This window comes from Achromobacter sp. 1012554356 (assembly GCF_059760815.1).
The window spans coordinates 19,977-45,647 of sequence record NZ_JCBANC010000023.1 but is presented as its reverse complement, the minus strand read 5'-3'; the positions used below and the strand labels follow the sequence as shown (position 1 = coordinate 45,647).

24 protein-coding genes are annotated in these 25,671 nt (G+C 65.4%); 10 read left to right on the top strand and 14 right to left on the bottom strand.

The features are described 5' to 3' along the window. Window positions 1-170: 170 nt before the first annotated feature. The 5 genes from AC6LJW_RS14025 to cyoA form a co-directional block, all read right to left on the bottom strand. Window positions 171-950, bottom strand: coding sequence for an SURF1 family protein (locus AC6LJW_RS14025; protein WP_056558426.1), 780 nt, complete (start codon window positions 948-950; stop codon window positions 171-173). Then, window positions 950-1,375, bottom strand: a complete 426-nt coding sequence (gene cyoD / locus AC6LJW_RS14020) for a cytochrome o ubiquinol oxidase subunit IV (protein WP_056558423.1) — start codon at window positions 1,373-1,375, stop codon at window positions 950-952. Before cyoD ends, AC6LJW_RS14025 begins: the two co-directional genes overlap by 1 nt. Continuing rightward, window positions 1,372-2,013: a cytochrome o ubiquinol oxidase subunit III gene (cyoC, locus tag AC6LJW_RS14015; protein WP_056558421.1), complete on the bottom strand. Its 642-nt coding sequence runs from the start codon at window positions 2,011-2,013 to the stop codon at window positions 1,372-1,374. The genes cyoD and cyoC overlap by 4 nt, the downstream gene beginning before the upstream one ends. Beyond that, complete coding sequence (gene cyoB / locus AC6LJW_RS14010; RefSeq protein ID WP_056558417.1) at window positions 2,006-4,009, bottom strand: cytochrome o ubiquinol oxidase subunit I; 2,004 nt, start codon at window positions 4,007-4,009, stop codon at window positions 2,006-2,008. Before cyoB ends, cyoC begins: the two co-directional genes overlap by 8 nt. Before the next feature lie 63 nt (window positions 4,010-4,072). Further along, window positions 4,073-5,116, bottom strand: a complete 1,044-nt coding sequence (cyoA, locus tag AC6LJW_RS14005) for a ubiquinol oxidase subunit II (protein WP_056558414.1) — start codon at window positions 5,114-5,116, stop codon at window positions 4,073-4,075. A gap of 221 nt (window positions 5,117-5,337) precedes the next feature. Between cyoA and AC6LJW_RS14000 the strand changes: the two genes are divergently transcribed. Next, window positions 5,338-6,672, top strand: coding sequence for an MFS transporter (locus AC6LJW_RS14000; protein WP_056566183.1), 1,335 nt, complete (start codon window positions 5,338-5,340; stop codon window positions 6,670-6,672). Window positions 6,673-7,247: 575 nt separating this feature from the next. Here the strand turns inward: AC6LJW_RS14000 and AC6LJW_RS13995 are convergent. Beyond that, complete coding sequence (locus AC6LJW_RS13995; RefSeq protein WP_498087583.1) at window positions 7,248-8,291, bottom strand: histone deacetylase family protein; 1,044 nt, start codon at window positions 8,289-8,291, stop codon at window positions 7,248-7,250. A gap of 40 nt (window positions 8,292-8,331) precedes the next feature. Continuing rightward, complete coding sequence (locus AC6LJW_RS13990) at window positions 8,332-8,910, bottom strand: YdcF family protein (RefSeq protein ID WP_498087582.1); 579 nt, start codon at window positions 8,908-8,910, stop codon at window positions 8,332-8,334. Between the two features lie 77 nt (window positions 8,911-8,987). Here AC6LJW_RS13990 and AC6LJW_RS13985 point away from each other — a divergent pair, with 77 nt between their 5' ends. The 4 genes from AC6LJW_RS13985 to AC6LJW_RS13970 all read left to right on the top strand — a co-directional run bounded on the left by AC6LJW_RS13985 (window position 8,988) and on the right by AC6LJW_RS13970 (window position 13,654). After that, a complete protein-coding gene (locus AC6LJW_RS13985; protein WP_427985944.1) occupies window positions 8,988-9,542 on the top strand; it encodes an RNA polymerase sigma factor in 555 nt (184 codons plus the stop codon). Continuing rightward, a complete protein-coding gene (locus tag AC6LJW_RS13980) occupies window positions 9,529-10,530 on the top strand; it encodes a FecR family protein (RefSeq protein WP_498087581.1) in 1,002 nt (333 codons plus the stop codon). Before AC6LJW_RS13985 ends, AC6LJW_RS13980 begins: the two co-directional genes overlap by 14 nt. Window positions 10,531-10,756: 226 nt before the next feature. Continuing rightward, window positions 10,757-13,126 (top strand): TonB-dependent siderophore receptor, encoded by a 2,370-nt coding sequence (locus tag AC6LJW_RS13975; protein WP_056558401.1) that lies wholly within the window; start codon window positions 10,757-10,759, stop codon window positions 13,124-13,126. A 126-nt stretch (window positions 13,127-13,252) separates the two neighbouring features. Continuing rightward, the gene (locus tag AC6LJW_RS13970) at window positions 13,253-13,654 is read left to right on the top strand and encodes a hypothetical protein (protein ID WP_427984459.1); all 402 of its coding nucleotides are present in this window, start codon (window positions 13,253-13,255) and stop codon (window positions 13,652-13,654) included. Between the two features lie 73 nt (window positions 13,655-13,727). Here the strand turns inward: AC6LJW_RS13970 and AC6LJW_RS13965 are convergent, their stop codons facing one another. From AC6LJW_RS13965 to AC6LJW_RS13955, 3 genes are all read right to left on the bottom strand, one after another. Next, a complete protein-coding gene (locus AC6LJW_RS13965; RefSeq protein ID WP_498087580.1) occupies window positions 13,728-14,387 on the bottom strand; it encodes a hypothetical protein in 660 nt (219 codons plus the stop codon). A gap of 52 nt (window positions 14,388-14,439) precedes the next feature. Further along, a complete protein-coding gene (locus AC6LJW_RS13960) occupies window positions 14,440-14,838 on the bottom strand; it encodes a hypothetical protein (RefSeq protein ID WP_056558392.1) in 399 nt (132 codons plus the stop codon). An 86-nt stretch (window positions 14,839-14,924) separates the two neighbouring features. After that, the gene (locus tag AC6LJW_RS13955) at window positions 14,925-15,818 is read right to left on the bottom strand and encodes a LysR family transcriptional regulator (protein ID WP_498087579.1); all 894 of its coding nucleotides are present in this window, start codon (window positions 15,816-15,818) and stop codon (window positions 14,925-14,927) included. Window positions 15,819-15,926: 108 nt separating this feature from the next. On the opposite strand from AC6LJW_RS13955, the gene AC6LJW_RS13950 reads away from it, so the two are divergent. Both AC6LJW_RS13950 and tam read left to right on the top strand, forming a co-directional pair. Beyond that, the gene (locus AC6LJW_RS13950; protein WP_056566177.1) at window positions 15,927-16,913 is read left to right on the top strand and encodes a TerC family protein; all 987 of its coding nucleotides are present in this window, start codon (window positions 15,927-15,929) and stop codon (window positions 16,911-16,913) included. Between the two features lie 199 nt (window positions 16,914-17,112). Next, on the top strand, window positions 17,113-17,886 hold the full coding sequence (gene tam, locus AC6LJW_RS13945) for a trans-aconitate 2-methyltransferase (protein ID WP_056558386.1): 774 nt from the start codon (window positions 17,113-17,115) through the stop codon (window positions 17,884-17,886). Between the two features lie 20 nt (window positions 17,887-17,906). On the opposite strand, the gene AC6LJW_RS13940 is transcribed toward tam, so the two are convergent. After that, window positions 17,907-18,713, bottom strand: a complete 807-nt coding sequence (locus AC6LJW_RS13940; protein WP_056558383.1) for an AraC family transcriptional regulator — start codon at window positions 18,711-18,713, stop codon at window positions 17,907-17,909. A 142-nt stretch (window positions 18,714-18,855) separates the two neighbouring features. Here AC6LJW_RS13940 and AC6LJW_RS13935 point away from each other — a divergent pair, with 142 nt between their 5' ends. After that, entirely contained in the window at window positions 18,856-20,148 is a 1,293-nt protein-coding gene (locus AC6LJW_RS13935) for an MFS transporter (RefSeq protein WP_498087578.1), read from the top strand. On the opposite strand, the gene AC6LJW_RS13930 is transcribed toward AC6LJW_RS13935, so the two are convergent. Both AC6LJW_RS13930 and AC6LJW_RS13925 read right to left on the bottom strand, forming a co-directional pair. Beyond that, complete coding sequence (locus AC6LJW_RS13930) at window positions 20,069-20,401, bottom strand: protealysin inhibitor emfourin (protein WP_056558376.1); 333 nt, start codon at window positions 20,399-20,401, stop codon at window positions 20,069-20,071. The genes AC6LJW_RS13935 and AC6LJW_RS13930 overlap by 80 nt on opposite strands. Then, window positions 20,398-21,462: a M4 family metallopeptidase gene (locus tag AC6LJW_RS13925; RefSeq protein WP_056558373.1), complete on the bottom strand. Its 1,065-nt coding sequence runs from the start codon at window positions 21,460-21,462 to the stop codon at window positions 20,398-20,400. The genes AC6LJW_RS13930 and AC6LJW_RS13925 overlap by 4 nt, the downstream gene beginning before the upstream one ends. A gap of 194 nt (window positions 21,463-21,656) precedes the next feature. On the opposite strand from AC6LJW_RS13925, the gene AC6LJW_RS13920 reads away from it, so the two are divergent. Together AC6LJW_RS13920 and AC6LJW_RS13915 are read left to right on the top strand one after the other, a co-directional pair. Then, window positions 21,657-22,292: a DMP19 family protein gene (locus tag AC6LJW_RS13920; protein WP_056566175.1), complete on the top strand. Its 636-nt coding sequence runs from the start codon at window positions 21,657-21,659 to the stop codon at window positions 22,290-22,292. 244 nt (window positions 22,293-22,536) lie between these two features. After that, window positions 22,537-23,439 carry a prohibitin family protein gene (locus AC6LJW_RS13915; protein WP_056558371.1) on the top strand — a complete coding sequence of 301 codons (903 nt, stop codon included), beginning with the start codon at window positions 22,537-22,539 and terminating at the stop codon, window positions 23,437-23,439. Here AC6LJW_RS13915 and AC6LJW_RS13910 read toward each other — a convergent pair. Beyond that, the gene (locus AC6LJW_RS13910) at window positions 23,432-25,537 is read right to left on the bottom strand and encodes a PTS sugar transporter subunit IIC/EAL domain-containing protein (protein ID WP_056558368.1); all 2,106 of its coding nucleotides are present in this window, start codon (window positions 25,535-25,537) and stop codon (window positions 23,432-23,434) included. The two genes, AC6LJW_RS13915 and AC6LJW_RS13910, sit on opposite strands and share 8 nt — an antisense overlap. Between the last annotated feature and the right edge of the window lie 134 nt (window positions 25,538-25,671).

Sequence of the window (25,671 nt, the reverse complement as noted above, 5' to 3'; positions counted from 1 at the left end):
CTTGACGGTCGTTGCTGACGGGTCTCAGACACCTTGCAGAGCGGACCCAAGGTGTCTGACACCCACTGCTCCGCTCCCCAAGCTGACGGCATCTTCGCCGGGTGTCTGACACCGTCCTGGAAACAGTAACGGCGCCTTGAGGGGCGCCGTTATGTTTGCGTGCCAGCAGGTCAGCCCGGCCGGCGCGCGCGTTTTTCCTCGCGCACGAAGATCACCACGCCCACGATCACCATCAGCGCCAGCGCATACCAGGTGATGGCGTACGTCAGATGGTTGTTCGGGAAGTTGATCATCGTAAGCCCGCCCACCGGCTCCCGGGCGGGATCCTTGCCGGGGCTGGATGCCGCATCGGCGTCGATGAAGTAGGGCGCCACGTCGGCAAGTCCGCGCGCCGCCGCGATGCCGGGCAGATCGCGTGAATACCAGAGGTTGGCGGCCGGGTCGTTGTTGCGTAGAAAGCCGCTGGCCGGTTCGCCCATGCGCAGCAATCCCGTGACCTGGCCCGGCGCCGGCGGCTGGGCGCTATTGGCCGCGTCCTTGCGCCATGCCGGCAGCACGAAGCCTCGGTTCACCAGCACGGTGCCGCCGTCCGCCAGTTGCAGCGGCGTCATGACCCAATAGCCGCTGCCCAGTTCGGTGGCGGCCTGCACCAGCGTCTGCTTGTCGAAGTGGTAAGTGCCGGACGCGGTGACGTGGCGGTATTCGGCGTTGTCCTGCGTCAACTGCGCCCATTCGTTCTTGCCGGGGGCGGGCGTGGCGGGGGCGTGGGCCCGCTGATCCACCTGCGCGATCAGCGCGCGCTTCCAGGCCAGCCGGTGTACCTGCCAGGTTCCCAGGGCGCAAAGCCCGGCGAAGATGGCAACAGCCAGCAACCCCAGGATGACCAGGGTTGCCTTGCTGCGCGGATTACGGGAGGTGTCGCGTGAAGAAATGTCTTTGACTACAGCCATCAGGGCATCTTGCGCATGTCATGCGGGGACATGGGCATCATGTTGGAGTTCAAGTGGTACATGATCCAGATGGATCCGCTGAGCGTGATGACGACCAGCACGAGCGTGAATATTAACGCCAACATGTTCCACCCGCTTTCGGACTTGGTGTCCAGGTGCAGGAAGTAGATGATGTGGACCACGATCTGCACGACGGCAAAGGCCAGGATCACCAGGCCGGTGACCCGCGAGCTGTCGATGACGCGGTCCATGACCAGCCAGAACGGAATGGCCGTCAGGATGGCCGCCAGCACGAAGCCGGTCATGTAGCTCTTGAAGGTGCCGTGGCCGGCGCCGTCGTCATCGTCATGGTGGCCATCGTGATGATCGTGGCCGTGGTGGCCGCCGTGGCCGGTGTCGGCCAGGTTATCCATGTGCGACGTCATGGCAGCACTCCCATCAGATACACGAAGGTGAACACGCCCACCCAGATCAGGTCCAGGAAGTGCCAGAACATCGACAGGCACATCAGGCGGCGGCGGTTTTCAGGGATCAGGCCGTGCATGCGCACCTGCAGCATCAGCGTCACCAGCCACACGATGCCGAACGTCACGTGCAACCCGTGCGTGCCGACCAGCGTGAAGAACGCCGACAGGAAGGCGCTGCGTTGGGGGCCGGCGCCTTGATGGATCAGGTGCCAGAACTCGTAGATTTCCAGCGACAGAAAGCCCAGGCCAAGGATGCCGGTCACTGCCAGCCACAACTGCGTCGCGCCGATGCGGTTGCGCCGCATCTCCAGCATCGCGAACCCGTAGGTGATGGACGACAGCAGCAGCAGCGATGTGTTCACGGCCACCAGCGGCAGGTCGAACAGGTCCGCGCCGGACGGGCCCGCCGCGAAGCTGCGGCCCAGCACGCCGTAGACCGCAAACAGGCACGCGAAGATGAGGCAGTCGCTCATCAGGTAGACCCAGAACCCAAGCAGCGTACCGTTCTTGGGATGATGTTCGCCAGGAACGTAGAAGACCGGTTCCTGGGACGGCGCGGCGCCGCCGGGCATGGGGTGGGCGAGGGTATCAGACATGTTGCGCTAGCAGCCTTGAACGGGCGTCTTCCGTGGCGACGACCTCAGCGGCCGGCACGTAGTAGTCGCGCTTGTAGTTGAAGGTATGGATGATCGACACGAGGATCAGCGCCGCGAACGACAACACCACCAGCGGCCACATGTGCCAGATCAGGGCAAAGCCCAGCACCACGCTGATCCCGGCAAGCACGATGCCCGCCCAGGTGTTCTTCGGCATGTGAATCGGAATGAAGCCCTGCTGCGGACGCTGGTAGCCATGCTGCTTCATCTGCCACCAGGCGTCCAGGTCATGCACCCGCGGCGTGAATGCAAAGTTGTAGACGGGCGGCGGCGACGAGGTGGACCATTCGAGCGTGCGGCCATCCCAAGGATCGCCGGTGGTGTCGCGCAACTGGTCGCGGCGGCGGTAGCTGACCACGAGCTGGATGATGAAGCTGGCGATGCCGCATGCGATCAGCAGCGCACCGAAGGCCGCGATCTGGAACCAGATCTGCAGCGACATGTCTTCAAAGTGGTTCACGCGGCGCGTCACGCCCATCAGGCCCAGCACGTACAACGGCATGAAGGCCACGTAAAAGCCCACGAGCCAGAACCAGAACGAGCATTTGCCCCAGAACGGATCGAGTTTGTAGCCGAACGCCTTCGGGAACCAGTACGTGATGCCGGCCATCAGCCCGAACAGCACGCCGCCGATGATCACGTTGTGAAAGTGCGCAATCAGGAACAGGCTGTTGTGCAGCGCGAAGTCGGCGGGCGGTACGGCCAGCAGCACGCCCGTCATGCCGCCGATCACGAAGGTGACCATGAAGCCGAGCGTCCAGAGCATGGGGACTTCAAAGCGGATGCGCCCGCGGTACATGGTGAACAGCCAGTTGAAGATCTTGGCGCCTGTCGGGATCGAGATGATCATTGTCGTGATCCCGAAGAACGAGTTCACGCTGGCCCCGGATCCCATGGTGAAGAAGTGGTGCAGCCACACCAGGTACGACAGCACGGTGATCACGACCGTGGCGTAGACCATGGACGCATAGCCGAACAGGCGCTTGCGGCAGTACGTGGACACCACTTCGGAAAAGATGCCGAATGCGGGCAGGATCAGGATGTAGACCTCGGGGTGGCCCCAGATCCAGATCAGGTTCACGTACATCATGGCGTTGCCGCCGAAGTCCGCGGTGAAGAAGTTGGTGCCCACGTAGCGGTCCATGGACAAGAGCGCCAGCACCGCCGTCAGCACGGGGAACGCCGCCACGATCAGCACGTTGGTGCACAGCGCGGTCCACGTGAAGATGGGCATGCGCATCATCTTCATGCCGGGCGCGCGCATCTTCACGATGGTGACCAACAGGTTCACGCCCGATAGCAGTGTTCCCACGCCCGCTATCTGCAATGCCCATATGTAGTAGTCGACCCCGACGTCCGGACTGTGCAGGATGCCTGATAAGGGTGGATACGCCAGCCAGCCGGTGCGGGCGAATTCCCCCACGAACAGCGACATCATCACCAGGATTACGCCGCCCGCGGTCATCCAGAAGCTGAAATTGTTCAGGAACGGAAACGCGACGTCGCGCGCGCCGATCTGCAGCGGCACGATGAAATTCATCAGTCCCGTGACCAGCGGCATCGCCACGAAGAAGATCATGATGACGCCGTGCGCCGTGAAGATCTGGTCGTAGTGGTGGGGCGGCAGAAAGCCGGTGGAGTCGCCGAAGGCCACGGCCTGCTGGGAACGCATCATGATGGCGTCGGCAAAGCCGCGCAGCAGCATCACGATGCCAAGGATCACGTACATGATCCCGATCTTCTTGTGGTCGATGCTGGTGAACCACTCGCGCCACAGATAGCCCCACTTCTTGTAGTACGTGACGGAGCCCAGCAGCACGATGCCGCCCGCCGCCACCACGAAGAAGGTGCCCAGCAGAATGGGATCGTGAAAAGGAATGGCGTCCCAGGTAAGCCGGCCGAAGATCAGCTTGGTGAGGTCAGGTTGATCAGGCATCTCGATTCCAGCAAAAAAACCGCGTTTACATGGAGCACGTCGCGTGCCGAAAAACCTGCCGCGCTACAGCACCAGTCCTTCAGAGGCCGTGCACATGGCGCCGACATACTTGCGCGGCGGCGTTTCCGTAAGTCCCAACTGCTCGCGCACTTGCGGGTCCAGGGTGGTGAGGTTGTGCGCGCCCGGTATGCCGGCGCCGCCTTGCGCGTCGATGGCCATTGCATCGCGCATGCACATGCGGTTGGGTTCGACGCAGCGGTTCACGATGGCGTCGAAAAGGCCCGGCGCAACGGTGGCGTAAAGCTGCACCGGGTTGCGCTCGCTGGGTTGTTCAAGCTTCAGGTAAGCCGCGCGGTCCAGCGTGGCCTGCGATTTCTGGGCCTGCGCGACCCAGTCGTCAAAGCCCTTCTGATCCAGGCCATGGAAGCGGAATCGCATACCCGAAAAGCCGGAGCCGCTGTAATTGGCGGACAGGCCTTCGTATTCGCCGGGGTGGTTGATGACCGCGTGCAGTGTGGTCTGCATGCCGGGCATGGCGTAGATCTGCCCGGCCAGCGCGGGCACGAAGAACGAGTTCATGACCGACGACGAGGTGATCTTGAACTGGATGGGACGGTCCACCGGCGCGGCCATCTCGTTGACGGCGGCCACGCCTTGCTCGGGATAGAGGAACAACCACTTCCAGTCCAGCGCAACCACTTCGACGACCAGCGGCTTGGTGTTGGGCGGCACTTCGCGGCCTTCGGACAGGCGCGCCAGCGGCCGGTAGGGATCGAGCTGGTGCGTGCTGACCCATGTGAGCGCGCCGAGCGCAATGATGATGAGCAGCGGCGCGGCCCAGATCAGCAGCTCCAGCATCGTGGAGTGGTTCCAGTCGGGATCGTAGGCGGCTTCCTTGTTGCTGGCGCGATAGCGCCATGCGAACAGCAGCGTGAGGATGATGACCGGCACGATGATGATGAGCATCAAGCCGGTGGAGATGATGATCAAGTTGCGTTGTTGCACGGCCACGTCACCCGATGGCGACAGCAGGACCGCATTGCACCCGGCGAGCAGCGGCAGGGCGGCAAACAGGATCAATCCGCGGAGCCTTGCGAAGGACGACATAGTCATACCCCGAAACGTAACCGTGCGAAGTAAACGAAACACTACGCTGGAAGCCGCGAAAAATCTAGGGTAAAAAGAGCAAAAGTATGCACGGGAACGCGTGCGGGGCAGTCATGGGCCAAAACGCTTGCGGCGTCCGGCATGATGCGCGTACCGTGGTGCTGGTGTGTTGCAAGATCGTAGACAAGGCGTATCCAGAACCTTCTTTTGCGAGCGAATCCATGTCGACCACCACGCAGTATCCTGGTCATCCCGCTCCCGGATCCGGTCCCGGGGCGATCAGCGGCGGAGCCAGCCACGCCAAGGTGGCGCCCGGTGAAATCGCCGTGGGGGTGGTCGTCGGACGCGCCTCTGAATACTTCGATTTCTTCGTCTTCGGCATTGCGTGCGTGCTGGTTTTTCCGAAGGTGTTCTTTCCCTTCGAAGGCCCATTGGAAGGCACGCTGTCGGCCTTCATCATCTTCTCTTTCGCCTTCATCATGCGTCCCATCGGCACCGCGCTGTCGATGGCGGTTCAGCGCCGATGGGGCCGCGCAACCAAGCTGACCGTCGCCTTGTTCGTGCTAGGCACTGCGACCGTGGGCATGGCGTTCCTACCCAGCTATGAATCCATTGGCGTGCACGCCATCACCTTGCTCGCGGTGTTCCGGTGCCTGCAGGGCCTGGCGTTTGGCGGCTCGTGGGACGGCCTGCCGTCGCTGCTGGCGTTGAACGCGCCGCCCAATCGCCGCGGCTGGTATTCGATGATGGGTCAGCTTGGTGCGCCCGTCGGCTTCTTGGTGGCCAGTGCGCTGTTTCTCTATCTGCATGTGACGCTCACGCAGGCCGATTTTCTTGAATGGGGCTGGCGCTATCCATTCTTCGTGGCGTTCGCGATCAACGTGGTGGCGCTGTTTGCGCGGCTGCGGCTGGTCGTCACCGAGGAATACACGCAGCTGCTTGAAGAAGGCGAACTCGAGCCCATCGGTATCCGCGAGATCATCAGCCAGCAAGGCTACAACCTCTTCATTGGCGCCTTCGCCGCGCTGGCCAGCTATGCGCTGTTTCACCTCGTCACGGTTTTTCCGCTGTCATGGATCGCTGTCAGCGGCACGCAACAGATTTCGGATGTGCTGATCGTTCAGATCATCGGCGCGGTGATTGGCATCCTGGGCACGATCGCGTCCGGGTGGCTGGCTGATCGCATCGGGCGGCGTACCACGCTGGGATTGCTTGCCATGCTGATCGGCGTGTTTGCGATCGTGTCGCCTTGGCTGCTGGGCGGCGGGCCGAAGGCGCAGGATGCCTTCATTTTGATCGGCTTCGCGCTACTGGGTCTGTCTTATGGACAGGCATCCGGCACGGTCACAGCCAACTTCACGCGGCGGTTCCGTTATACCGGTGCGGCCTTGACGTCCGACATGGCGTGGCTGGTCGGCGCGGCGTTCGCGCCGGTCGTGGCACTGGGGCTGTCGGCGCGGTTCGGGCTGGTGGCGGTCAGCGTGTATTTGCTGTCCGGCGTAGCTTGCACGTTGATTGCGCTGCGCATCAACAAGGTGCTTGAAACCCGCGATTGAATGTGGGGCAGCGAGTTGCTGCCCCGGTGTCTGACACCCTGGTGAGATGGTCTTGGGTTTGCTGCGGTGTGCCTAGGGTGTCAGACACCTGCTGCGGAAGACCTTGCTGCCCCGGTGTCTGACACCCTGGTGAGATGGCCTTGGGTTTGCTGCGGTGTGCCTAGGGTGTCAGACACCTGCTGCGGATGACCTTGCTGCCCCGGTGTCTGACACCCTGGTGAGATGGTCTTGGGTTTGCTGCGGTGTACCTAGGGTGTCAGACACCTGCTGCGGATGACCTTGCTGCCCCGGTGTCTGACACCCTGGTGAGATGGCCTTGGGTTTGCCGCGTTGTACCTAGGGTGTCAGACACCTACTGCGGATGACCTTGCTGCCCCGGTGTCTGACACCCTGGTGAGATGGCCTTGGGTTTGCTGTGGTGTACCTAGGGTGTCAGACACCTGCTGCGGATGACCTTGCTGCCCCGGTGTCTGACACCCTGGTGAGATGGTCTTGGGTTTGCTGCGGTGTGCCTAGGGTGTCAGACACCTGCAGCGGATGACCTGGCCCCGGTGTTTGACATGCCGCACCGGCGTTCAGCCCAGATATCCTTCCAACACGTTCGCCACGTTGACGCCCACGTCGGCGACCGCATAGCCGCCTTCCATCGTGAACACCGCGGGCAGGCCCAGGCCGGCCAGCAGGCGGCCGACCTGCAGATAGTCGGCGCTTTTCAACTTGAACTTGGATATCGGATCGCCCTCGTAGGTATCCACGCCCAGCGCAACGACCAGCGCATCGGCCTTGAACGCGCGGACCGCGTCCAGGCCCTGCTGCAAGGCCGCCGTCCATGCTGCAAATTCGCTGCCGGCAGGCAGCGGCAGGTTCAAGTTGCAGTCCTGGCCTGCGCCGTCGCCGCGCTCGTCGGCGTATCCCAGGTAAAACGGATACTCGGTGGTCGGGTCGCCATGGACCGATACGGTCAGCACGTCGCCGCGGTCGTAGAAGATGCTCTGCGTGCCGTTGCCATGGTGATAGTCCACGTCCAGCACGGCAACGCGCTGCGCGCCGGCGTCGCGCAGCGCCTGGGCCGCCAGCGCCGCGTTGTTCAAAAAGCAGTAACCGCCGAAGAAGTCCGCGCCGGCATGATGGCCGGGCGGGCGCGTCAGCGCCATGGCGGCGCGCTGGCCCTGGCCTTGGGAAATGGCGCGCGCGGCGTCGATGGCGCAGGCGGCGCCCGCGGTGGCTGCCTCCCAGGTGCCGGCCGTCAGCGGACAGCCGCTATCGAACGAGAACAGCCCGACGCGCGCGGCAAAATTCGTGGGTTCGATGTCGTGCCGGAATCCGCGCACGGGCCAGATCGAAGGCAGCACGTCCAGGTCGGCGTTGGCCGGATCCAGCGCAATCCATTCGCTCCACGCGCTTGCCAGAAAGTCCACATAGCGCGGCGTGTGCACGCGCTTGATCAAATCCATGTCGGGCGCGGAGGGCGCGCGCAATTCACCGATGCCGCGCTGGCGCAAGGCGTCCAGCAAGTATTCCAGCCTTGCCGGCGTTTCGTGGCAGGGCACCAGCTTGCCGCGGAACATCTCCTGGCGGCCGCTGTGTTTGTCGTGAACGGGATTGTGGAAGATCAGCACGATGGAAAGTCCTGGAAGGGTAGGGCAGGCGGATGCGCCGCTACAGCGGCCGGAAAATATACAGCGCCACGGCGGGCAGTTCGCGCAAAACGGAATAGACGTCGCGCAATTCAAAGAATGCCGGATAGCCGCCGCTTACGTCCGCGACGCCCTGGCGCTTGAGCGCGAGCATTGTGCGCGGCACATGGAAGTATTGCGTCACGGCCAGCGCGCGCGTGTAGCCGTGCTCGCGCATGTAGGCGCTGGCGTGGCGGGCCGTGGCCCAGGTGTCGACGCCGCCGCTGTCCACGACGATGCAGTCGGCGGGCACGCCGCGCGCCAGCAGGTAGTCGCGCATGGCGGCGGCCTCGTCCGTGCCGGCGGCATCGACGCCGCCGCTGACGAACAGGACCCGGCATGTTGATGCGGCGTAGCAGTCGAACGCGCGGTCCAGCCGCGCGGCCAGGCGCGGTGAAGGCTGGCCGCCGGGCTGCACGGTGTTGCCCAGTACGACCGCCACGTCGGCGTCCCGTGCGCTGGCCGACAGGCCGGTCGCGGCCAGCACGGCGGCCGCCAGCAACACGAGCGCGGCCAGAATCAACACGGCGCGGGTCGCAAATCGGCAGATCGAAAACGTCATGTCGTGTGTGGGAAAGAGGGCGAGGGCAGGAGCTTACGGCAAAAGGCGTTGCCGCCGCATTTGTCGTAATGAGAATCATGATTGATAATGCGGCCCTTTCCGCCTGCAACCTGCTGCTGCTCACCATGTCCCGTCCACCGCCCTCCGAAAAAGGCTGGCTCGCGCATTACCGCGAGCTGATCGGGACGTGGACCCGGCGCAGCTCGAGCCGGCACGATGCGGAGGACGCCGCGCAGGATGTCGTGGCCAACATGCTGCGCAATGGCGAATCCGCGGTGCTGGACCCGAAGGCCTACCTGTATGGCGCCAGCCAGAACCGCCTGAACGGCGAGTTCCGCCGCCAGTCGCGGCGCGAGGTGCTGAGCCTGGACACGTTGACGGATGCCGAGCATCCCGTCGACGCGGATCCCGAATCCTCCATACGCGCGGCGCAGCTTGCCGATGCGCTAAAGTCGGCGCTGTCCGAGCTGCCCCTCAAATGCCAGCAGGTGTTCCTGTGGAACAAGCTCGAGGGCTACACCCAGGCCGAAATCGCCGACAAACTCGGGTTGACGCAAAGCTCGGTCGAAAAACACATGAAGCGCGCGCTGACCCATATCCATGACCGGTTGCAAGATCATGCCCCGCACTGATTCCCGCGTGAACGCCTCCCGCACGCCTGCGTCGCCGAGGGACCAGGCGGCGCACTGGTTCGCGCGCGAGCGACTGGGCGCGCTGGACGAGGCCGAACGGCGCGCGTTCGATGCGTGGCTGGGGGCGGACCCGGAGCACGCGCGCCAGTACCGCGCGATGCAGGCCTTGTGGCGTGTGGCGGATAGTCTGCCGCAAGACGAGATGCGCGAGATCCTGGCGCGATCCGGCGAGGGCCCCGCGCGGCCGGGCCGCCGCAGGTTCGCCGTGGGGCTGTCGGCTGCCTGTGCCTTGACGCTTGCCGCCGGTGTGATCGCCCCGCGGCTGTGGTCGCCGTCGCCCGGTTTCACGCAATCGCTGGCGACCGCCCGGGGCGAGCGCAAGCGCGTGGCCTTGCCCGATGGATCCCTGGTGGAGCTGAACACCGACACGCAGCTCCATGTCGCGCTGTATGCAGACCGGCGCGAGGTCGAACTGCTGGCGGGCGAGGCCTTGTTCACGGTTAGCCCCGATGCGGCGCGGCCCTTCACGGTGAACGCGGGCGCGGCGCAGGTGCGGGTGACGGGCACGCGTTTCAACGTCCGCCGCGAGGGCGATGCCGTGGCGCTGGCGGTGGACGAGGGCAGCGTGGCGTTTTCCGCAGGTTCATGGTGGAACAGGACCACGCGCCACCTGACGGCGGGCTTCGCCGCCCGCTACGCGCCCGGCGCGCCCCTGGACGCGCCGCATCAGGAAAACGTGGCTGCGATCACGGCCTGGCAGCGTGGCCGGCTGGTGTTCCGCGATACGCCGCTGGCGCAGGTGGTGGCCGAGTTGAACCGGTATCTGCGCATTCCGTTGCGGATCGACGACCGCAAGCTCGCGCAACTGCGCGTCGCCGGCACCCTGCCGATCGATGAGCCCGAATCGGTGCTGGACGTGCTGCCTCACATCGCCCCGGTGATCGTGTTGTATCCCGCCGGAGGCGGTGCGGTGCTGGCGCCGCGCTAGGGCTGGTCCCGGCCAAGTCCGCGCGGAAAGCCGCCAGGCGACCGCCGCCAGCCTGAATCATTTTGTTTCAAATATTCTATCGAGAATCATTCCGGTTTTTTCCGGCCTGCGGCGTCTATCCGATGAAAGGGGCCGTACGCGCGAAGCCGATCGACCCTGGAAGCAACCTTTGGCCAAGGGTGTCGGGCGCTCAATGCGCGGGCAGTTGTACCGGAATTTTCTACTGATGATGGACAAGCAAGTTAAGCAGCGTGCATCGGCGCGCAAGGCCGCCAAACGCGGTGCGCATGGCGCCTGCGGCGCGCTGGCGATTTCCCTGGCGTTGGCGTGGGGCGCCATGCCCAACGATGCGGTGGCGCAGACCGCACCGGTGCAGATCAGCATCACGGCGCAGCCGCTGGGCGATGCGCTGCTCCAGTTGGGCGAGCAGGCGTCGCTGGTGATCTTCTATCTGCCCGAAACCGTGCGCGGCCGCACCGCGCCTGCGGTATCGGGACAGCTGACGCCGGACGAGGCGCTGCGCCGGTTGCTGGCGGGCACCGGCATCGCGTTCCAGCGTGATGGGCGCAATGTGTCGCTGACCGCGCCGTCCGGCGGCTCCGCCCAGCTCGAGCCGGTGACGGTGCACGGCGTGGCGGTGGGAACGGCGGACAGCTACGTGGCGCTGTCCAGCCAGAGCGGCAAGCTGGACGTGCCGCTGATCGAGACGCCGCGTTCGGTGTCGATCGTGACGCAGGAGCAGTTGAAGGTGCAGGCGCCGCGCAACCTGGAAAGCGCGCTGGCCTACACGCCCGGCGTGCAGACGGAGGTGTCGGGGTCGAGCGACGCACGGATGACGGGCGCCGTCATTCGCGGGTTCAGCGACGGCAGCGCCTATTTCAAGGATGGCCTGAAGCAACTGTCGACCGGTACGTATGCGTCCTGGAACGACAACATCGAAGAGCTCGACAGCATCGAAGTGCTGAAGGGACCCGCGTCGGTGCTGTTCGGCCAGGGGCGGCCGGGCGGTGTCATCAACGTGGTCTCCAAACGGCCCTCCGCGGATCACGTCAACAGCGTCGGCGCCAGCTACGGCACGTACAACCGGCGCCAGCTCACGGCGGACCTGGGTGGCGCTTTCGACGCCGAAGGTAAGGTGCTGTATCGCCTGAACGTGCTGGGCCGCGACAGCGACGGCCGCACGGACGGTTCGCGCGACGACCGGATCTCGGTGGCGCCGTCGATCCTGTGGAACATCACGAACCAGACCCGGGTGACCGTGCTGGGCACGTATTCCAAGGAGCGCGCGACGCCCAAGAGCTGGTGGCCCAATCTGTATACCTATCCCGAGATCGGTGACCTGCCGCTCAGCCGCACCGCCGGTGACCCGGATTTCGACCGCTTCGACCGCGACACGAAGTCCATCGGCTACGCCTTTGAGCACGACACGGACAACGGTTGGCGTCTGCGCCAGAACCTGCGCTATTCCGAGATCGACATCGACTACCGGCACATCTACGCGATGGACCTGCTGGACGACCGCCGCACGGTCACGCGCGGCAGCCTGGCCCAACGCACCAACGGCAAGACGTTCGCCGTGGACAGCCGCGCGTCGCGCGACTTCAAGTGGGGCGACCTACAGCACACCTTTGCGCTGGGCGTGGACTACCTGCGCTACAAGGAGAACGACGCACTGGGCTTTGGCTGGGATGTGCCCAACCTCGACATCTACGCGCCGGTCTACGGTCAGAACATCGAGTATCCCGAGCTGGATCCGTCCCGCACGGATCTGAAGCAGACGGGCATCTACACGCTGAACCAGCTCAAGTGGAACAACTGGGTCGGCAACGTGAGCCTGCGGCGCGACTTCGTGCGCACCAACCAGACCAGCACCACGCAACCGCGCATCAGCGACTCGGCCACCACCGGCAGCGTGGGCCTGCTCTATCTGTTTGACAACGGCGTGGCGCCGTACGTCAGCTATTCGACGGCATTCGATCCGATCACGGGCAAGCAGTTCGACGGCACGGCGTTCAAGCCGCGCGAGGGCAAGCAGTACGAAGTCGGCTTGAAATACCAGCCGCCCGGCACCGATGCGCTCTTTACCGCGGCGGTCTTCGACATCCGCCAGACCAACGTGACGACGCAGGACCCGGACCATCCGCGCTTCAGCGTCCAGACGGGCGAGGTGCGTTCCACCGGCGTCGAACTGGAGGCCAAGTTTCCGCTATCGCGTGAACTCAGCGTGATGGCCGGCTACACCTACATCGACCCGCGCACGACCAAGAGCAACCGCCTGCAGGACGTGGGCCGCCAGCTCACGCAGACCGCGCGGCAGACGGCAAGCCTGTGGCTGGACTACCGGCCGCAGCAGGTGCAGGGCCTGATGCTGGGCGGCGGCTTGCGCTATCGGGGCAAGGCGCCGCTGAACACCGCGGCCGATGGCACCACACAATACAACCCGGCCTTCACGCTGGCCGACGTGGCAATCGCCTACGAGACGCCGCGCTACCGCATCGCGCTGAACGTCAACAACGTGTTCGACAAGCGCTACTACACCTACACGTTCCGCGGCATGGAGCGCGAGGCGATGCTGAGCCTGAATTATTACTGGTAGCGGGACAGGGACGGGCCGGCCCGCGCTTGCGGGTAAACGAGCAGTGCGCGCCCGCGGGCGGTCGTTCATCCTGGTTAGAATCCGGAAGATACCGTCCCGCGCCGTTTTGGCTGGCGCACCGTCTCCATGAACCTGCCGTTTCCCATCCGCCAAGAATGTCCTCCCGGCGCCTGTGTGTGCGACCGGGAGCAGTTGCTGGCAAATCCGGCGTCGGACCTGCGCGTTCTGCGGCTGACGCGCGAGGAAGAAAAGCGCCTGGTGGCGCGGCTGGAAAACATCACCAGCCTGGACGACCTGCGGGCGATGCAGGGGCGCATTCAGGCGCAGCTTGGCATCGTCATCCACATCACGCCCAGCGAAAACGAGGTGCGGACCTCGCGCGGCATTTCCATTCAGCTTGAAGAATTGCCGGGGTTGTGCCGCAAGACGCGGGCGTCGCTGCCCGCCGCCATCCGTCGCGGTTTCGACAACCGGCCCGAGATCGTCTACGCATTGCTGAACGAGCGCGACCTGCTGAGCGGTACGTGAGGGGAAATCGAGGCGGCTTTTGGACGGCGATCGCGCGGCACCGGAGCGGTTCCGCGTCGGTAAATGAACGCGATCAGTGTTTGCGGGGCGTCGCGCAGGAATGCAATGGCACCACATCTGCCGGCGTGCGCCCGGCATCGGGCCGCGTGACGTCACGCTTCTTGCCGGTGCGCGCGGGATAGATGAGGAGCACGGCGCTGCCGGGTTCCAGCTTGGGACTCTGCGCCGTGCCATAGGCCACGGTCCAGCCGCGCAGGGCCAGCGGTGCCAGCGTGTATTGCAACGCCGAGCCGGGCGCCACGTGGGCGACCTTGCCGGCGTAGAGCTCCTGCTGCGGCGTGTCGACGCCGTTGACTGTCTGGTAGGTGGCGATGCTGACCAGGGCCGCCGATTCGCCGTGACGCGCCAGGACGGCGGTCTTGTACTTGCCTGGCGGCACGTCCTGCAGGTTGACGGTGACGGTGTCGCCGCCCTGGCCCGCGGCGTTCAGATGCACGCCCACGACGTCCGCGTGGGATAGCGCCTTGTCGCTGGTGTTTCGCACCCGCACGCTGTATTGCCCCGAGGTCCCCGTCACCGTGCACACTTCGATGCCGTGGGGGGACGCGGTTTGCGTTGATGTGGCCTGCGTTGATGGGGATTGCGAAGGCGCCGCCTGCCCGGACGTCGCGGCGGCGCTGGCCAGCAGCGCCGCAAACGGCAGGATCAGACGGCGGGTAGATCGAGAGGGCACGGCACGCTCCGGTTGATGGCAGCGTGCCGGGCGGCGCGTCGCCTGCCCCTTTTTACACCACTTGACGGCCCGGGGCCGCCTGCTGCTCGCGCTTGCCCGCCAGCCAGTGCAGGATCAGCGCAAGCACCAGCAGGCCCGCCATGATGAAGCCCCAGCAGATCCAGCCCAGCACGGTGATCAGCGAACCCAGGCTGCCGGCAAAGGGCAGGACCTGGTTCAGGCCTTGCGCGGCCCAGACCAGGCCCCCTTGCAGCGATTGCAGCCATGCCGGGTCAACCCACGGCGCCGCCCAGGCCGGCGCCACCCATTGCGAGGTGTCGATGGCGGTGCCGGGCACCTGCGCCGTGGCGATGGTGACCAGCACCCAGTCGGTCAGTTGCAGGGTCAGCGCCACCAGCCCGGTCCAGAGCGCCGCAAGAACGGCAAAAACGAGCCAGATGATTTTCTTCATTTGATTAGGTACTCCGATGACTCAAAAAGAACGGCCACGATACCGGGGATTCTATTTCTGAAAAACCAGAGTGGATGTGACAAACATTAAGATAAAACCGAAGTTTTCGCCTGTGCGAGGATCTGCCGGACCAGGGGGTGATGCTGGCCGCGGCGGTTGCGGATGGCATGGATTTCCTCGTGCACGTCGTCGCAGCGCGCCAGCGGACGCAGGCCGCGCAGCAGGGCGACATCGTCCCCGCCCAGCCGGCTGAGGGGAAACACGCCCAGGCCCCGCGCCGCAAACACCGACATGAGCGCGCTGTCCTCGAACTCGCCGACCACGTTCGGATAGACGCCCTGTTCGGCGAACCAGCGGTCCAGCGTCTGGCGCAGCACCGAGTGGCCGGTGGGCAGCAGCACCGGCAGGCGCGCCAGACAGCCCGGAAAGTCCAGCGTGTCCGATTTGCGCACCAGCTTGGCCGGGCCGTACCAGTCCACCGGCGACGACACCAGACGGTCGCTGGTAAGCCGCAGGTTGGGGTTGGCGGGGGCGCCCTGGCCGGCCAGCACGAGATCAAGGTGATGCCGCGCCAACTCGCCCAGCAGCTCCTCGACTTCACCTTCATGACAGGTCAAATGCAGATCGGGCGTGTGCAGCACGGGCCCCAGCAAGGCGTGTGCCGCCAGCTTGGAGATGCCGTCCGACAGGCCCACGGACAGGCGCACGACGGGCTTGGTGGCGGCGGCGCGCACTTCCTGTGGCAAAACCTGCCCGATCTGGAAGATTTCTTCGGCGCGGGCGAAAGCCGCTTCGCCGGCATCGGTCAGCGTCACGCCGCGGCCGGCCGGCTTGAGCAGCTGATGTCCCAGGTTCTTTTCCAGTTCGCGGACCTGCGCGCTGATGGTCTGGATGGCCATGTCCAGACGCTCGGCGGCGCGGGAAAACCCGCCCTCTTTGGCGACCATCCAGAAGTAGTACAGGTGGCGGTAGTTCAGCATGGGTGTCGGCTCACTTCGGTTTTTTCGAACCTTAACTCACTTTCAGGCTGATTTCTCCATTTGCGCCGGATCCGGATCATGGGCACCTTCGAATCTAGCGGGGCAATCATGGACACTTTGATCACCTTCTTCAATGCCGATTTCCTCGGCACGCCAACCTGGAGCTGGCTGCTCTTCATCAGCATCGTCGTCAGCCTGCTGGCCTTTGACCTGGGTGTGCTGCACAAGGAAGACCGCGAGATCGGCGTGCGTGAAAGCCTGCTGCTTTCCGCCGGCTACATTTCCGCCGCCGTGTTGTTCGGTGGCTGGGTCTGGTGGAACATGGGCGCCGAGAGCGGCATGGCCTATTACACGGGCTTCATGATCGAGAAATCGCTGTCCATGGACAACGTGTTCGTGATCGCGCTGATCTTCAGCTTCTTTGCGATTCCGCGCCAGTACCAGCACCGTGTGCTTTTCTGGGGCATCCTGGGCGTGATCGTGCTGCGCGCCACGATGATCGGCCTGGGCGCCGCGCTGGTCAGCAATTTCGGCTGGCTGCTGTATCTGTTCGGCTTGTTCCTGGTGTTCACGGGCGTCAAGATGTGGATGATTGCGGACCAGACGCCTGACATCGCGACCAACCCGATCCTGAAGTTCCTGAAGCGTCACATGCGTGTCACGGACGGCTTGCGCGGCAACGCGTTCATGGTGACCGAGACCGATCCGGCGACGTCCAAGAAGGTGCGTTATGCGACGCCGCTGCTGCTGGCCCTGGTGCTGATCGAGTTCGTCGACCTGGTGTTTGCCGTGGACTCGGTGCCGGCAATCTTCGCCATCACGACCGACCCGTTCATCGTGTACACGAGCAACATCTTTGCGATCCTGGGCCTGCGTGCGTTGTACTTTGCCCTGGCGGCGATGATCCACCGCTTCCATTACCTGAAGTACGCCCTGGCTCTGGTCCTGGTGTTCATCGGCACGAAGATCTTCCTGGTCGGCTTCATCGGCAAGGTGCCTCCCGCGATCTCGCTGGGCGTGACCTTCAGCCTGATCCTTGGCGGCGTGCTGTTCTCGCTGTGGAAGACCCGCACGGATGAGCTGAAGCCTCAGTAATCAGGCTTCCCGCCCTGCAAACCCGCCCGCCGGCAAATCCGGCGGGCGGGTTTTTCTTTGTGGGGCGCCATATGCGCGGGATATGGCAGATTGCGGCTTTGTGGATTTGTCAGAGGAGAGGGCCAGGCGTACAGTCGGCGGCTAATGAGTGGCCAGTCAGTGCCACTCAGCGCCAGTCAGTCGAAACCAAGGAACGATCATGAACACCTGGTCCGCCAAGCAGTATTCCGCTTTTGAAAACGAACGCACGCGTCCGGTGCGGGACCTGGTGGCGGCGCTGCCCAACCTGGTGGTCAAGCACGCCGTGGACCTGGGTTGCGGGCCGGGCAATTCCACCGAAGTGCTGGCCAGCCGCTATCCGGATGCGGAGATTTCAGGCATGGACAGTTCGCAGGACATGATCGACGCCGCCCGCAAGCGCATGCCGTCGCTGTCGTTCGAATTGGCCGACATCGCCAGCTGGAATCCGCCGCAGGCCTTCGACGTTATCCTGGCCAATGCCGCGCTGCAGTGGGTGCCCGACCATGCCACGCTGTACCCGGCGCTGGTGGCCAAGCTGGCGCCCGGCGGCAGCCTGGCGGTGCAGACGCCGGACAACCTGGAAGAGCCCGCGCACCGTCTTGCCCGGCAGGTGGCCGGCGAGGCGCCCTGGGCTGCCAAGACCGGCGGCGTGAAGCATCCGCCGCGGCACAGCGCGGCGTGGTACTACGAATTGCTCAAGCCGCATTGCGGCACGCTGGATGTGTGGCGCACGACCTATCACCATCCGCTGGCAGGCGCCGCGGCAGTGGTGGAATGGTTCAAGGGCACGGCGCTGCGGCCGTATCTGGACAAGCTGGACGCCGATGAGCAGGCGGGCTTTCTGGCGCGCTATCAGTCGCTGATCGAAGCGGCCTATCCCGCGCTGGCGGACGGCACGGTGCTGCTGCCGTTTCCGCGGCTTTTCATCGTGGCGAGCGCCAAACAGGCGTAGTGGCGCAACGCCTGGCTCCCTTACTGCACGCCCGCCTGCCCGTCGGTCTTGTCCGCAAAGTAACGCGCGGGCGTCTTGCCCAGCGTTTTCTTGAACATGGTGATGAAGGCGCTGACCGACTCATAGCCCAGGTCCTCCGCCGTGCGTTGCACCGACACGCCCGCCGACAGCCGCTGCAGCGCCAGGATGATGTGCAACTGCTGGCGCCAGCGGCCGAAGCTCATGCCGACCTCCTGCTGCACCAGCCGCGCCAGCGTGCGTTCGCTCATGGCGACGCGCTTGCCCCACTGCGCGACGGTGCTGCGGTCGGCGGGATCCGCGTTCAGCGCGCCGGCGATTTCGCGCAGGCGCGGATGGTCGGAGATCGGCAGGTGCAGCTGCTCGGCGGGCATGTGCGACAACTGGTCCAGCAGCACGTCGGCCAGCTTGCGGTTGGCGCCTGCCGCGGCCTCGTCGGGCGTCAGGTGGGCCAGGTGCACGACCAGCTCACGCACCAGCGGGGTGATCGACAGCGTGCAGCAAGCCGTGGGCAGGCGCGGTGCGTCGGCCGGCACGAACAGGAAGCACACGCGGCCATTGGCGGTGACGCGATTGCTGTGCGGCACGCCGCCGGGAATCCAGACGGCGCACTGCGGCGGCACCATCCACAGGCCCTGCGCCACCGAGCATGTGACCCCGCCGCGCAGCGCCAGGACGAGCTGGCCCATTTGATGCTGATGCGTGGGCGATTCGTTGTCCCGCTCGGCCGCGTGCACGGGCATGGCGAATGCCCATTGTGTGGGGCTATCGGGATCAAAAGGGGCGGGGGGCGTGTCGGGCGTGCGCATGGGCGTCGGCCGGGGAGCAGGGCATAGTTGGCCGGATTGCGAGAGAGTTTGTCATTATCTCGAAATTCGGTAAAGCGGCCGATGCGTAAGCTGGCGGGATCGAATAGGGCCTCCATGCCTGAAGAATTTCCACGCTGACCCCATGCAAGCCTCCCGCCACCCGATGCCAAGCCACCCCACATTCAGCCACCCCACAGCCAGCCGCCCCGCGCTGCTGATCCTTGGCATCCTCTGCATCGCGATGGCCCTGCGCGCGCCGTTCACCGGCGTGCCGCCGCTCATCGGCCTCATCCGCGCCGAGCTGGGTCTGTCGTCGGCGGCGGCGGGAATGCTCATCACGTTGCCGCTGCTGGCCTTTGCCGTGGTGTCACTGTTTGCCGCCGGACTGGCCCGCAGGTTCGGGCTGGAACGCACGCTGTTTGCGGCGCTGCTGCTGATTGCCGGCGGGATCGGGATCCGCGTGCTGGGCGGCGCCGTGGGCTTGTACGCGGGCACGGCCATCATCGGCGCGGGCATTGCGCTGGGCAACGTGCTGCTGCCCAGCCTGCTCAAGCGCGATTTTCCGCAACGCCTGGCGGGCTTGACGTCGGCTTATGTGCTGACGATGGGCCTGGCAGCCGGGCTGGCGTCGGCCATTGCAATTCCGCTGGCCGACCTGCCGTTGGCCGGCTTTCAACTGGGCGGCTGGCGGTTTTCGACGCTGTGCATGCTGGCCTTGCCGCTGCTCGGCCTCTTGCTGTGGCTGCCGCAGCTTGGCAACCATACGCCGCCCGCCACCACCACCGCGCATGCGCCGCACGGCGTGCGTCTGTGGCGCTCGCCGCTGGCCTGGCAGGTCACGGCGTACCTGGGCATCAATTCCTTCGTGTTCTATGTGGCGGTGAGCTGGCTGCCCGCCATCCTGCACGACGCGGGCTTTTCGGCCGAGCGCGCGGGATCGCTGCACGGCTTCATGCAATTGGCGTCCGCGGCGCCCGCGCTGTTTCTGGCGCCGTTGCTGCGCCGGTTGAAGGACCAGCGCGCGGCGGCGTTCTGCGCGGCGGGCGCGTCGTTCGTGGCGTTCATGGGGCTGATCGCCGCGCCCGCATGGGGCGTGGTGTGGATCGCGTTCCTGGGGTTGGGCACCGGCGCGGGCATCATCCTGGGCCTGGCGTTTGTCGGACTGCGCGCCAGCCACGCGCAACAGGCGGCGGCCCTGTCGGGCATGGCGCAGTGCGTGGGGTATCTGTTCGCCGCGACGGGCCCCACGCTGGTGGGCAGCGTGCATGACGCGCTCGGCGGCTGGGGCGTCGCGCTGGGCGTGTGCGCCGCGTTGTGCGCGCTGATGGCGCTGGCCGGACTGTACGCCGGGCGCGCTATTCAGATTGGCCGGCCTGGCGCTTCCACAGCTGCACCAGCGTCTGCGGCGCATCCGCCTCGGGCACGTCAAAAGTGATCCGCGGCGCGTGCGCGCCTGCGAACTCCACTTCAACGTGGAAATAGCGCTGGTCGCCGCGCGCATCCGGCCCGCAGGACACGGCCTTGGGCGCGGCATGCAGCAGCGCTTCGCACACTTCCTGCCGCACGCCCGGCGGGCAGGCGGTCATGTCGATGTGGCGCGGCTGCGCCAGGCCGGGTAGATACGCCAGGCCGCCCTCGCGGGTCAGGCGCACCAGTTGGGCGAGATCGAGCGAGGGCAGTTCAATCATGGCAGCACTCCCACGGCCTTCCAGGCCTCTTCGATGGCGCGCCGCACGGCCGCCTCGTGCTTCTCGCCCGCGATCTCAATCGTCAGGCCCGCAAAATCCTTGAACCCGGCGTCGTGACGCAGACGCTTGTCGCACAGTGTGTCGTACCAGACCTGGCCGGCGCCGTTCCATGCATTGCCGTCCAGCGCCGTGGCGGCCAGATGGAACGCGCGGTTGGGAATGCCTGAGTTGATGTGCACGCCGCCGTTGTCGCGCGGCGTATCGACGTAATCGCGCATGTGCGCGGGCTGCGGGTCCTTGCCCAGTACTGGATCGTCGTACGCGGTGCCCGGCGCGGCCATGGAGCGCAGCGCGCGCGCCCGCACCTTTTCCGTGAAGAGGCCCTGGCCCACCAGCCAGTCCGCCTGCCGGGCGGTCTGCCCCAGCGAATACTGCTTGACCAGCGCGCCGAACACGTCGCACAGCGATTCGTTCAGCGCGCCCGATTGGCCCTGATAGAGCAGGGCCGCTTCGGTGTCGATCACGCCGTGCGTGAGCTCATGGCCGATGATGTCGACAGCGACCGTGAAGCGGTTGAAGATTTCGCCGTCGCCATCGCCAAACACCATCTGCGCGCCGTTCCAGAAGGCGTTTTCGTAGTCCTCGCCGTAGTGCACCGTGCCGATCAGCGGCAGGCCGTGCGCGTCGATGGAGTGGCGCTTGTAGACGTTCCAGAAAAGCTTGTAGGTCGAACCCAGGTGCGCGTAGGCCTCGTCGACCGCGGCATCGCCGCTGGGCCGCGCGCCTTCGGCCCGCACCAGTTTGCCGGGCAGCGACGTGCTGTTGCCCGCGTCATGCACGGCGCGGTCGGGCGTGCCGGCCGGCGCCATCTGGCGCGTCGGCGCGAGCGTTGCGCGCGGCGGCTGCTCGGCCATCTCGCGCAGGCTGCGTTGCTGCTGATCGATGATCATCGTTTTGACGGCGGGCATGCTGACGCGCGCATCGGTGTGCTGCGCAAGCCGGTCCAGCATGTACGGCGGGACCACTCCGATCAATGGAGCGGACTCGGAAGGGCGGGGCATGGTCGGTCTCCGGCAAGGGCGCCGGAGGGGACCCCGGCGCGTGCCTGGTTAACGTAGCAGATGGGTGGACGGCGTGCGGTAACAGGATGCGCCGCGCAGGATGCGGCGCAATGCGCTGCGACGACGGGCGCGGCTCGACAGCGCCGCGCCGATCCGGTAGCGTCTTGCGCTTTCCCGTTTTGCCGGACCGCTGCATGCCTACTCCCGATTACCGCATCACTTCCCTGTCGTTGACCGATACGCACGTGCTGTTGACGCTTGCCGACGGCCGCGAGGTCAAGGAGCCAATCCGGCGGCACATCCGCCTGCACGAGGCGGCACCCGAGGCGCGCGCGCAATGGCAGCTCGTGGACGATGGGCATGGCGTCGTGTGGCCCGCGCTGGCCGCACCCGTGCCGGAAGGCATGCTGAACGTGCACGATCTGCTGTGGGATCTGCGCTACGAGCAAGCCATGGCGACGCTCCAAGCTGCGGAATGGAAGCTCGACCGGCTGTCGGAAACCGACCAGGAACTGGTGGCCTTGTGGCGCATGGAGGCCGACATCAATAATGGCGGCTTCATGCAGTTTCTGTGCAATTGGGGCGACCAGACCTGCCAGTTGGCGTTGCAGGCGCTGCGCAAGATCGGCGCCGTGCACATGCTGGATGTGCTGTCGCGCATGCGCGGACTGATCGACCGTTTCGAGGCCTCGCCCGAGGTGGTCCAGCTCAACGACATCTACGGCGCGATGACCGAGGAAGAGCAGGAACAGATGGAGGCGCTGGACCACGCATTCTGGGAATATCCGGACTCGCTGTCGCGGCTGGGATTGCGGTGGTACGGCGCGTAAGTCCGTCTCGATCTCCGCCACAGAAACTTTCAGAAACGTATCGCCACATTACGTCGATACACGCCTGCGGCGGCGCGCCTGCTGCGGGATAGAATCCCGTCCTTCTTTCCCGGGGGGGACGCTCGATGCGGTATTTCCTGATCTTGGTGGGGGCGGCGGTGATCGCCTATCTGCTCGCGCGCGGCATCGCTGCGGTGCTCTCGGACCGTAAACGCAAAAGAACAGACAGGGATTGGAAGTGAAGATGAAGCCGACAGATATCCAGATGGTCAAGACGATCGGCGCGGTCAAGCCGCGCAACCTGAAATTCGCCGTTGGCACCGCACTCATCTTCCTGCTGATCCTGTTCATCGCCTTCGGATCGTGGTTTCAGGTGGATCAAGGCGAACGCGGCGTGGTGCTGCGCAACGGCAAGCTCGTGCGCGTGGCTGAACCCGGCCTGGATTTCAAGACGCCCTTCATCGACAACGTGATGACGGTGTCCGTGCGCGACCACACCTTCGTGTTCGAAAAGCTTGAGGCCTACAGCTACGACCAGCAGCCCGCGACGCTGCGCGTGTCGGTCACGTACCGCGTGCCGTCCGAGCACGTGGCCGAGCTCTATTCCGAGTACGGCACCATCGCCAACTTGCAAATGCGCGTGCTGGAACGCAAGACGCCGGACGCGGTGAAGAACGTGTTTGGCCAGTACACGGCCGTGCGCGCCATTCAGGAACGCCAGAAGCTGGGCCTGGACGTGAACAACGCCGTGCTCAAGACGATGGAAGGCGCGCCGGTGCAGGTGGTGGGCGTGCAGATCGAAGAGGTGGGTTTTTCGCAGGCTTACGAGCATTCGATCGAACAGCGCATGCTGGCGCAGGTGCAGATCGAGACGACGCGTCAGCAAAAGGAAACGGCGATGATCACCGCTGAGATCCAGGTGGTCAAGGCCAAGGCCGAAGCCGATGCGCGCCGTCAGCAGTTCACCGCGGAAGCCGATGGCATCCGCATGCGCGGCGAGGCGGAAGCGGCGTCGATCCGCGCCAAGGCCGAGGCGCTGGCCGCCAACACCAATCTGGTCAGCCTGAACGCTGTGGAAAAGTGGGATGGCGTGCTGCCGTCCACCCAAGTGCCGGGTGCCGCGCTGCCGTTCATCGGCATCAAATAGCGGCCGCGCTGGCAGGATGCGCCGGCAGGGCGGAGAGCTCCCGCCGCCGGCGCGCGAAGTCCACGATGTGTTCGCCGGACACCGCCTTGCTGTAATACCAGCCCTGCACGACGATCTCCGCGCTGGACGCCAGCGCGGACAACTGCCCCTCGGTTTCCACGCCCTCGACGATGATCTGCAGGTTCAGCGCCTCGCAGAATCGCAGCAGGCCGCTCATCACCAGCGCGCCGCGGTCGTGGCTCTGCGCCATCACGAAGCTGCGGTCGATCTTGACGGCGTCGATCTGGAACTGGTGCAGATAGCTCAGCGCCGAATACCCCGTGCCGAAATCGTCGATATAGATGCGCGCGCCGATGCCATGCAGGCGGTCAAACGCCGTGTGCAATGCGTCGGCGTCCTCGACCAGCGCGTCTTCCGTGAGCTCGACCGAGACCTGGCCCTGCGCCTGCGCCAGCACCTTGATCAACCGGTCCAGAAAGGCCGGCGACGTCAATGTGCCGCTCGTGATGTTGATGGTCATCGGCATCGTAAAGCCTTGCGCGTGCCACGCCAGGCATTGCAGCACGGCCTGCCGCGCCACCCAGAGATCGACTTCACGCATCAGGTCTGCCCGCGCCAGCCAGCGCAAGAATTCCAGCGGCGCCTGCTGCGTGCCTTCAGGGCCGGTGGCGCGCAGCAGGGCCTCGCAGCCGGTGCATAGGCCCGTGCGCAGCGAGACCTGCGGCTGGAACTCCAGGTAGAAATCGTATTCGCTGATGGCGCGGATGCGCGCGACCTCGGCCTGGCGGCGCGCCCGCGTGGCGTAGGTGGACGCGACGGGGTCATGCGCATACAGCAGGGATTCTTCCTGCAACTGCGGAAAGGTGGTGTCCAGCGACTTGAAGTACACCGTGGCGTCGGCCTGGCGCTGGCGCTCCAGCGCGATCAGGAAGGGCACATAGATGCAGGCGCCCAGCGCGACCAGCGCGCACTGCAGCACGATCCCCGCCAGGTGCTCGCCGGCGCCCAGGTACGCGTTGAACAGCACGGGCGACGTCAAGGGCAGCGCCACGGTGGCGGGGGTCAGCCAGTCAAGCTGCACCACGGCCAGCGCAATCAGCACGTTGACCACGGGCGTCAGCACGAAGGGCAGCAACAGGCGGGGATTCAGGATGAGCGGCAGGCCGAACAGCAGGATCTCGTTGACGTTCAGCAGCGACACCGGAATGCTGGCCAGGGCCAGCACCCGCAGCGAATCGCTGCGCGAAAACAGCAGGATGGCCACCACCAGCGACAATGTCGCGCCCGAACCGCCAATGAAAACGAAGGCGCCCAGCAGCGTGCCGTTCAGCGCGTAGACGCCTTCGTAGCCCGCGGCCACGCTCGTGGCGTTGAGCCGGGTCGCCTGGTCCATCACGTCCATGATGGGCGCCATGGCCTGCGCGCCGTGTATGCCGAAGAACCAGAACAGGGAATTGAGCGCGGCCACCAGCGCGCCGGACGTGTAGGGGCTGTCCAGCGACGCGAGGCTCAGCGGAATGTCGACCTGCGCCACCGCGGGGATGCGCAACGCGGCCGACAGCGCCGCCATCACCAGGCCGGCCGTCAGCAAGCCCGGCACGATCATGTTCAGCGAGTCGCGGACGTTTTCGCCGATCAGTCCGTCAGGCGCCAGTTGCGTCCAGCGGCGCCGGTGCAGCCAGGCCATCGTCGGCACGGCCGCGATCGGCGCGGCGATCGCGATGAACAAGGTAAGCGTGGAGGCCGCGCGGGGGTAGGGCGCCAGCAGGGTTTCGGCGATGACGACAAAGCACAGGCACAGCAGCGCGGTGGGCAGGTGCGGAAGCCGGTGGCGGATCGACAACATGTAGCCGATGGCCGTGCCGGTCAGCAGCGGCATGACGCCCGACAGTGCGCGGTGCAGACCGGCCAGCAGGTCGGCGATGCCGTCGGGCAGGCCGAGCAGCCGCGCGCAGACCGACAGCACCAGGAACAAGGCGGAGACCAGCAGGCATGGCATGGCCCACAGCAGGCCTTCGCGGATGGCGCGCAGGGAATTGGCGCTTGCCAGGGCGGCCAGCCGATCTCTTGGGTACTGCGGAAAGATCGATTTCGGCATGGCCGTCGTGTGACGCAAGGGGCCCGGGCGATTCGTGTCTGTCCGGGGGTAAAAATCCGTTGCCGCATGCTAGCGCCTGTGTTTGGGCTTTAGCAATGCAAAAACGTGTGGGCAGCCTAGGGATTCCCCTCTGT

Excerpts from the sequence above, each read along its gene's own strand:
- AC6LJW_RS14025 (WP_056558426.1), bottom strand. The coding sequence starts at position 950 with ATGGCTGTAGTCAAAGACATTTCTTCACGCGACACCTCCCGTAATCCG.
- cyoD (WP_056558423.1), bottom strand. The coding sequence starts at position 1,375 with ATGACGTCGCACATGGATAACCTGGCCGACACCGGCCACGGCGGCCAC.
- cyoC (WP_056558421.1), bottom strand. The coding sequence starts at position 2,013 with ATGTCTGATACCCTCGCCCACCCCATGCCCGGCGGCGCCGCGCCGTCC.
- cyoB (WP_056558417.1), bottom strand. The coding sequence starts at position 4,009 with ATGCCTGATCAACCTGACCTCACCAAGCTGATCTTCGGCCGGCTTACC.
- cyoA (WP_056558414.1), bottom strand. The coding sequence starts at position 5,116 with ATGTCGTCCTTCGCAAGGCTCCGCGGATTGATCCTGTTTGCCGCCCTG.
- AC6LJW_RS14000 (WP_056566183.1), top strand. The coding sequence starts at position 5,338 with ATGTCGACCACCACGCAGTATCCTGGTCATCCCGCTCCCGGATCCGGT.
- AC6LJW_RS13990 (WP_498087582.1), bottom strand. The coding sequence starts at position 8,910 with ATGACGTTTTCGATCTGCCGATTTGCGACCCGCGCCGTGTTGATTCTG.
- AC6LJW_RS13985 (WP_427985944.1), top strand. The coding sequence starts at position 8,988 with ATGATTGATAATGCGGCCCTTTCCGCCTGCAACCTGCTGCTGCTCACC.
- AC6LJW_RS13980 (WP_498087581.1), top strand. The coding sequence starts at position 9,529 with ATGCCCCGCACTGATTCCCGCGTGAACGCCTCCCGCACGCCTGCGTCG.
- AC6LJW_RS13975 (WP_056558401.1), top strand. The coding sequence starts at position 10,757 with ATGATGGACAAGCAAGTTAAGCAGCGTGCATCGGCGCGCAAGGCCGCC.
- AC6LJW_RS13970 (WP_427984459.1), top strand. The coding sequence starts at position 13,253 with ATGAACCTGCCGTTTCCCATCCGCCAAGAATGTCCTCCCGGCGCCTGT.
- AC6LJW_RS13960 (WP_056558392.1), bottom strand. The coding sequence starts at position 14,838 with ATGAAGAAAATCATCTGGCTCGTTTTTGCCGTTCTTGCGGCGCTCTGG.
- AC6LJW_RS13955 (WP_498087579.1), bottom strand. The coding sequence starts at position 15,818 with ATGCTGAACTACCGCCACCTGTACTACTTCTGGATGGTCGCCAAAGAG.
- AC6LJW_RS13950 (WP_056566177.1), top strand. The coding sequence starts at position 15,927 with ATGGACACTTTGATCACCTTCTTCAATGCCGATTTCCTCGGCACGCCA.
- tam (WP_056558386.1), top strand. The coding sequence starts at position 17,113 with ATGAACACCTGGTCCGCCAAGCAGTATTCCGCTTTTGAAAACGAACGC.
- AC6LJW_RS13940 (WP_056558383.1), bottom strand. The coding sequence starts at position 18,713 with ATGCGCACGCCCGACACGCCCCCCGCCCCTTTTGATCCCGATAGCCCC.
- AC6LJW_RS13935 (WP_498087578.1), top strand. The coding sequence starts at position 18,856 with ATGCAAGCCTCCCGCCACCCGATGCCAAGCCACCCCACATTCAGCCAC.
- AC6LJW_RS13930 (WP_056558376.1), bottom strand. The coding sequence starts at position 20,401 with ATGATTGAACTGCCCTCGCTCGATCTCGCCCAACTGGTGCGCCTGACC.
- AC6LJW_RS13925 (WP_056558373.1), bottom strand. The coding sequence starts at position 21,462 with ATGCCCCGCCCTTCCGAGTCCGCTCCATTGATCGGAGTGGTCCCGCCG.
- AC6LJW_RS13920 (WP_056566175.1), top strand. The coding sequence starts at position 21,657 with ATGCCTACTCCCGATTACCGCATCACTTCCCTGTCGTTGACCGATACG.
- AC6LJW_RS13915 (WP_056558371.1), top strand. The coding sequence starts at position 22,537 with ATGAAGCCGACAGATATCCAGATGGTCAAGACGATCGGCGCGGTCAAG.
- AC6LJW_RS13910 (WP_056558368.1), bottom strand. The coding sequence starts at position 25,537 with ATGCCGAAATCGATCTTTCCGCAGTACCCAAGAGATCGGCTGGCCGCC.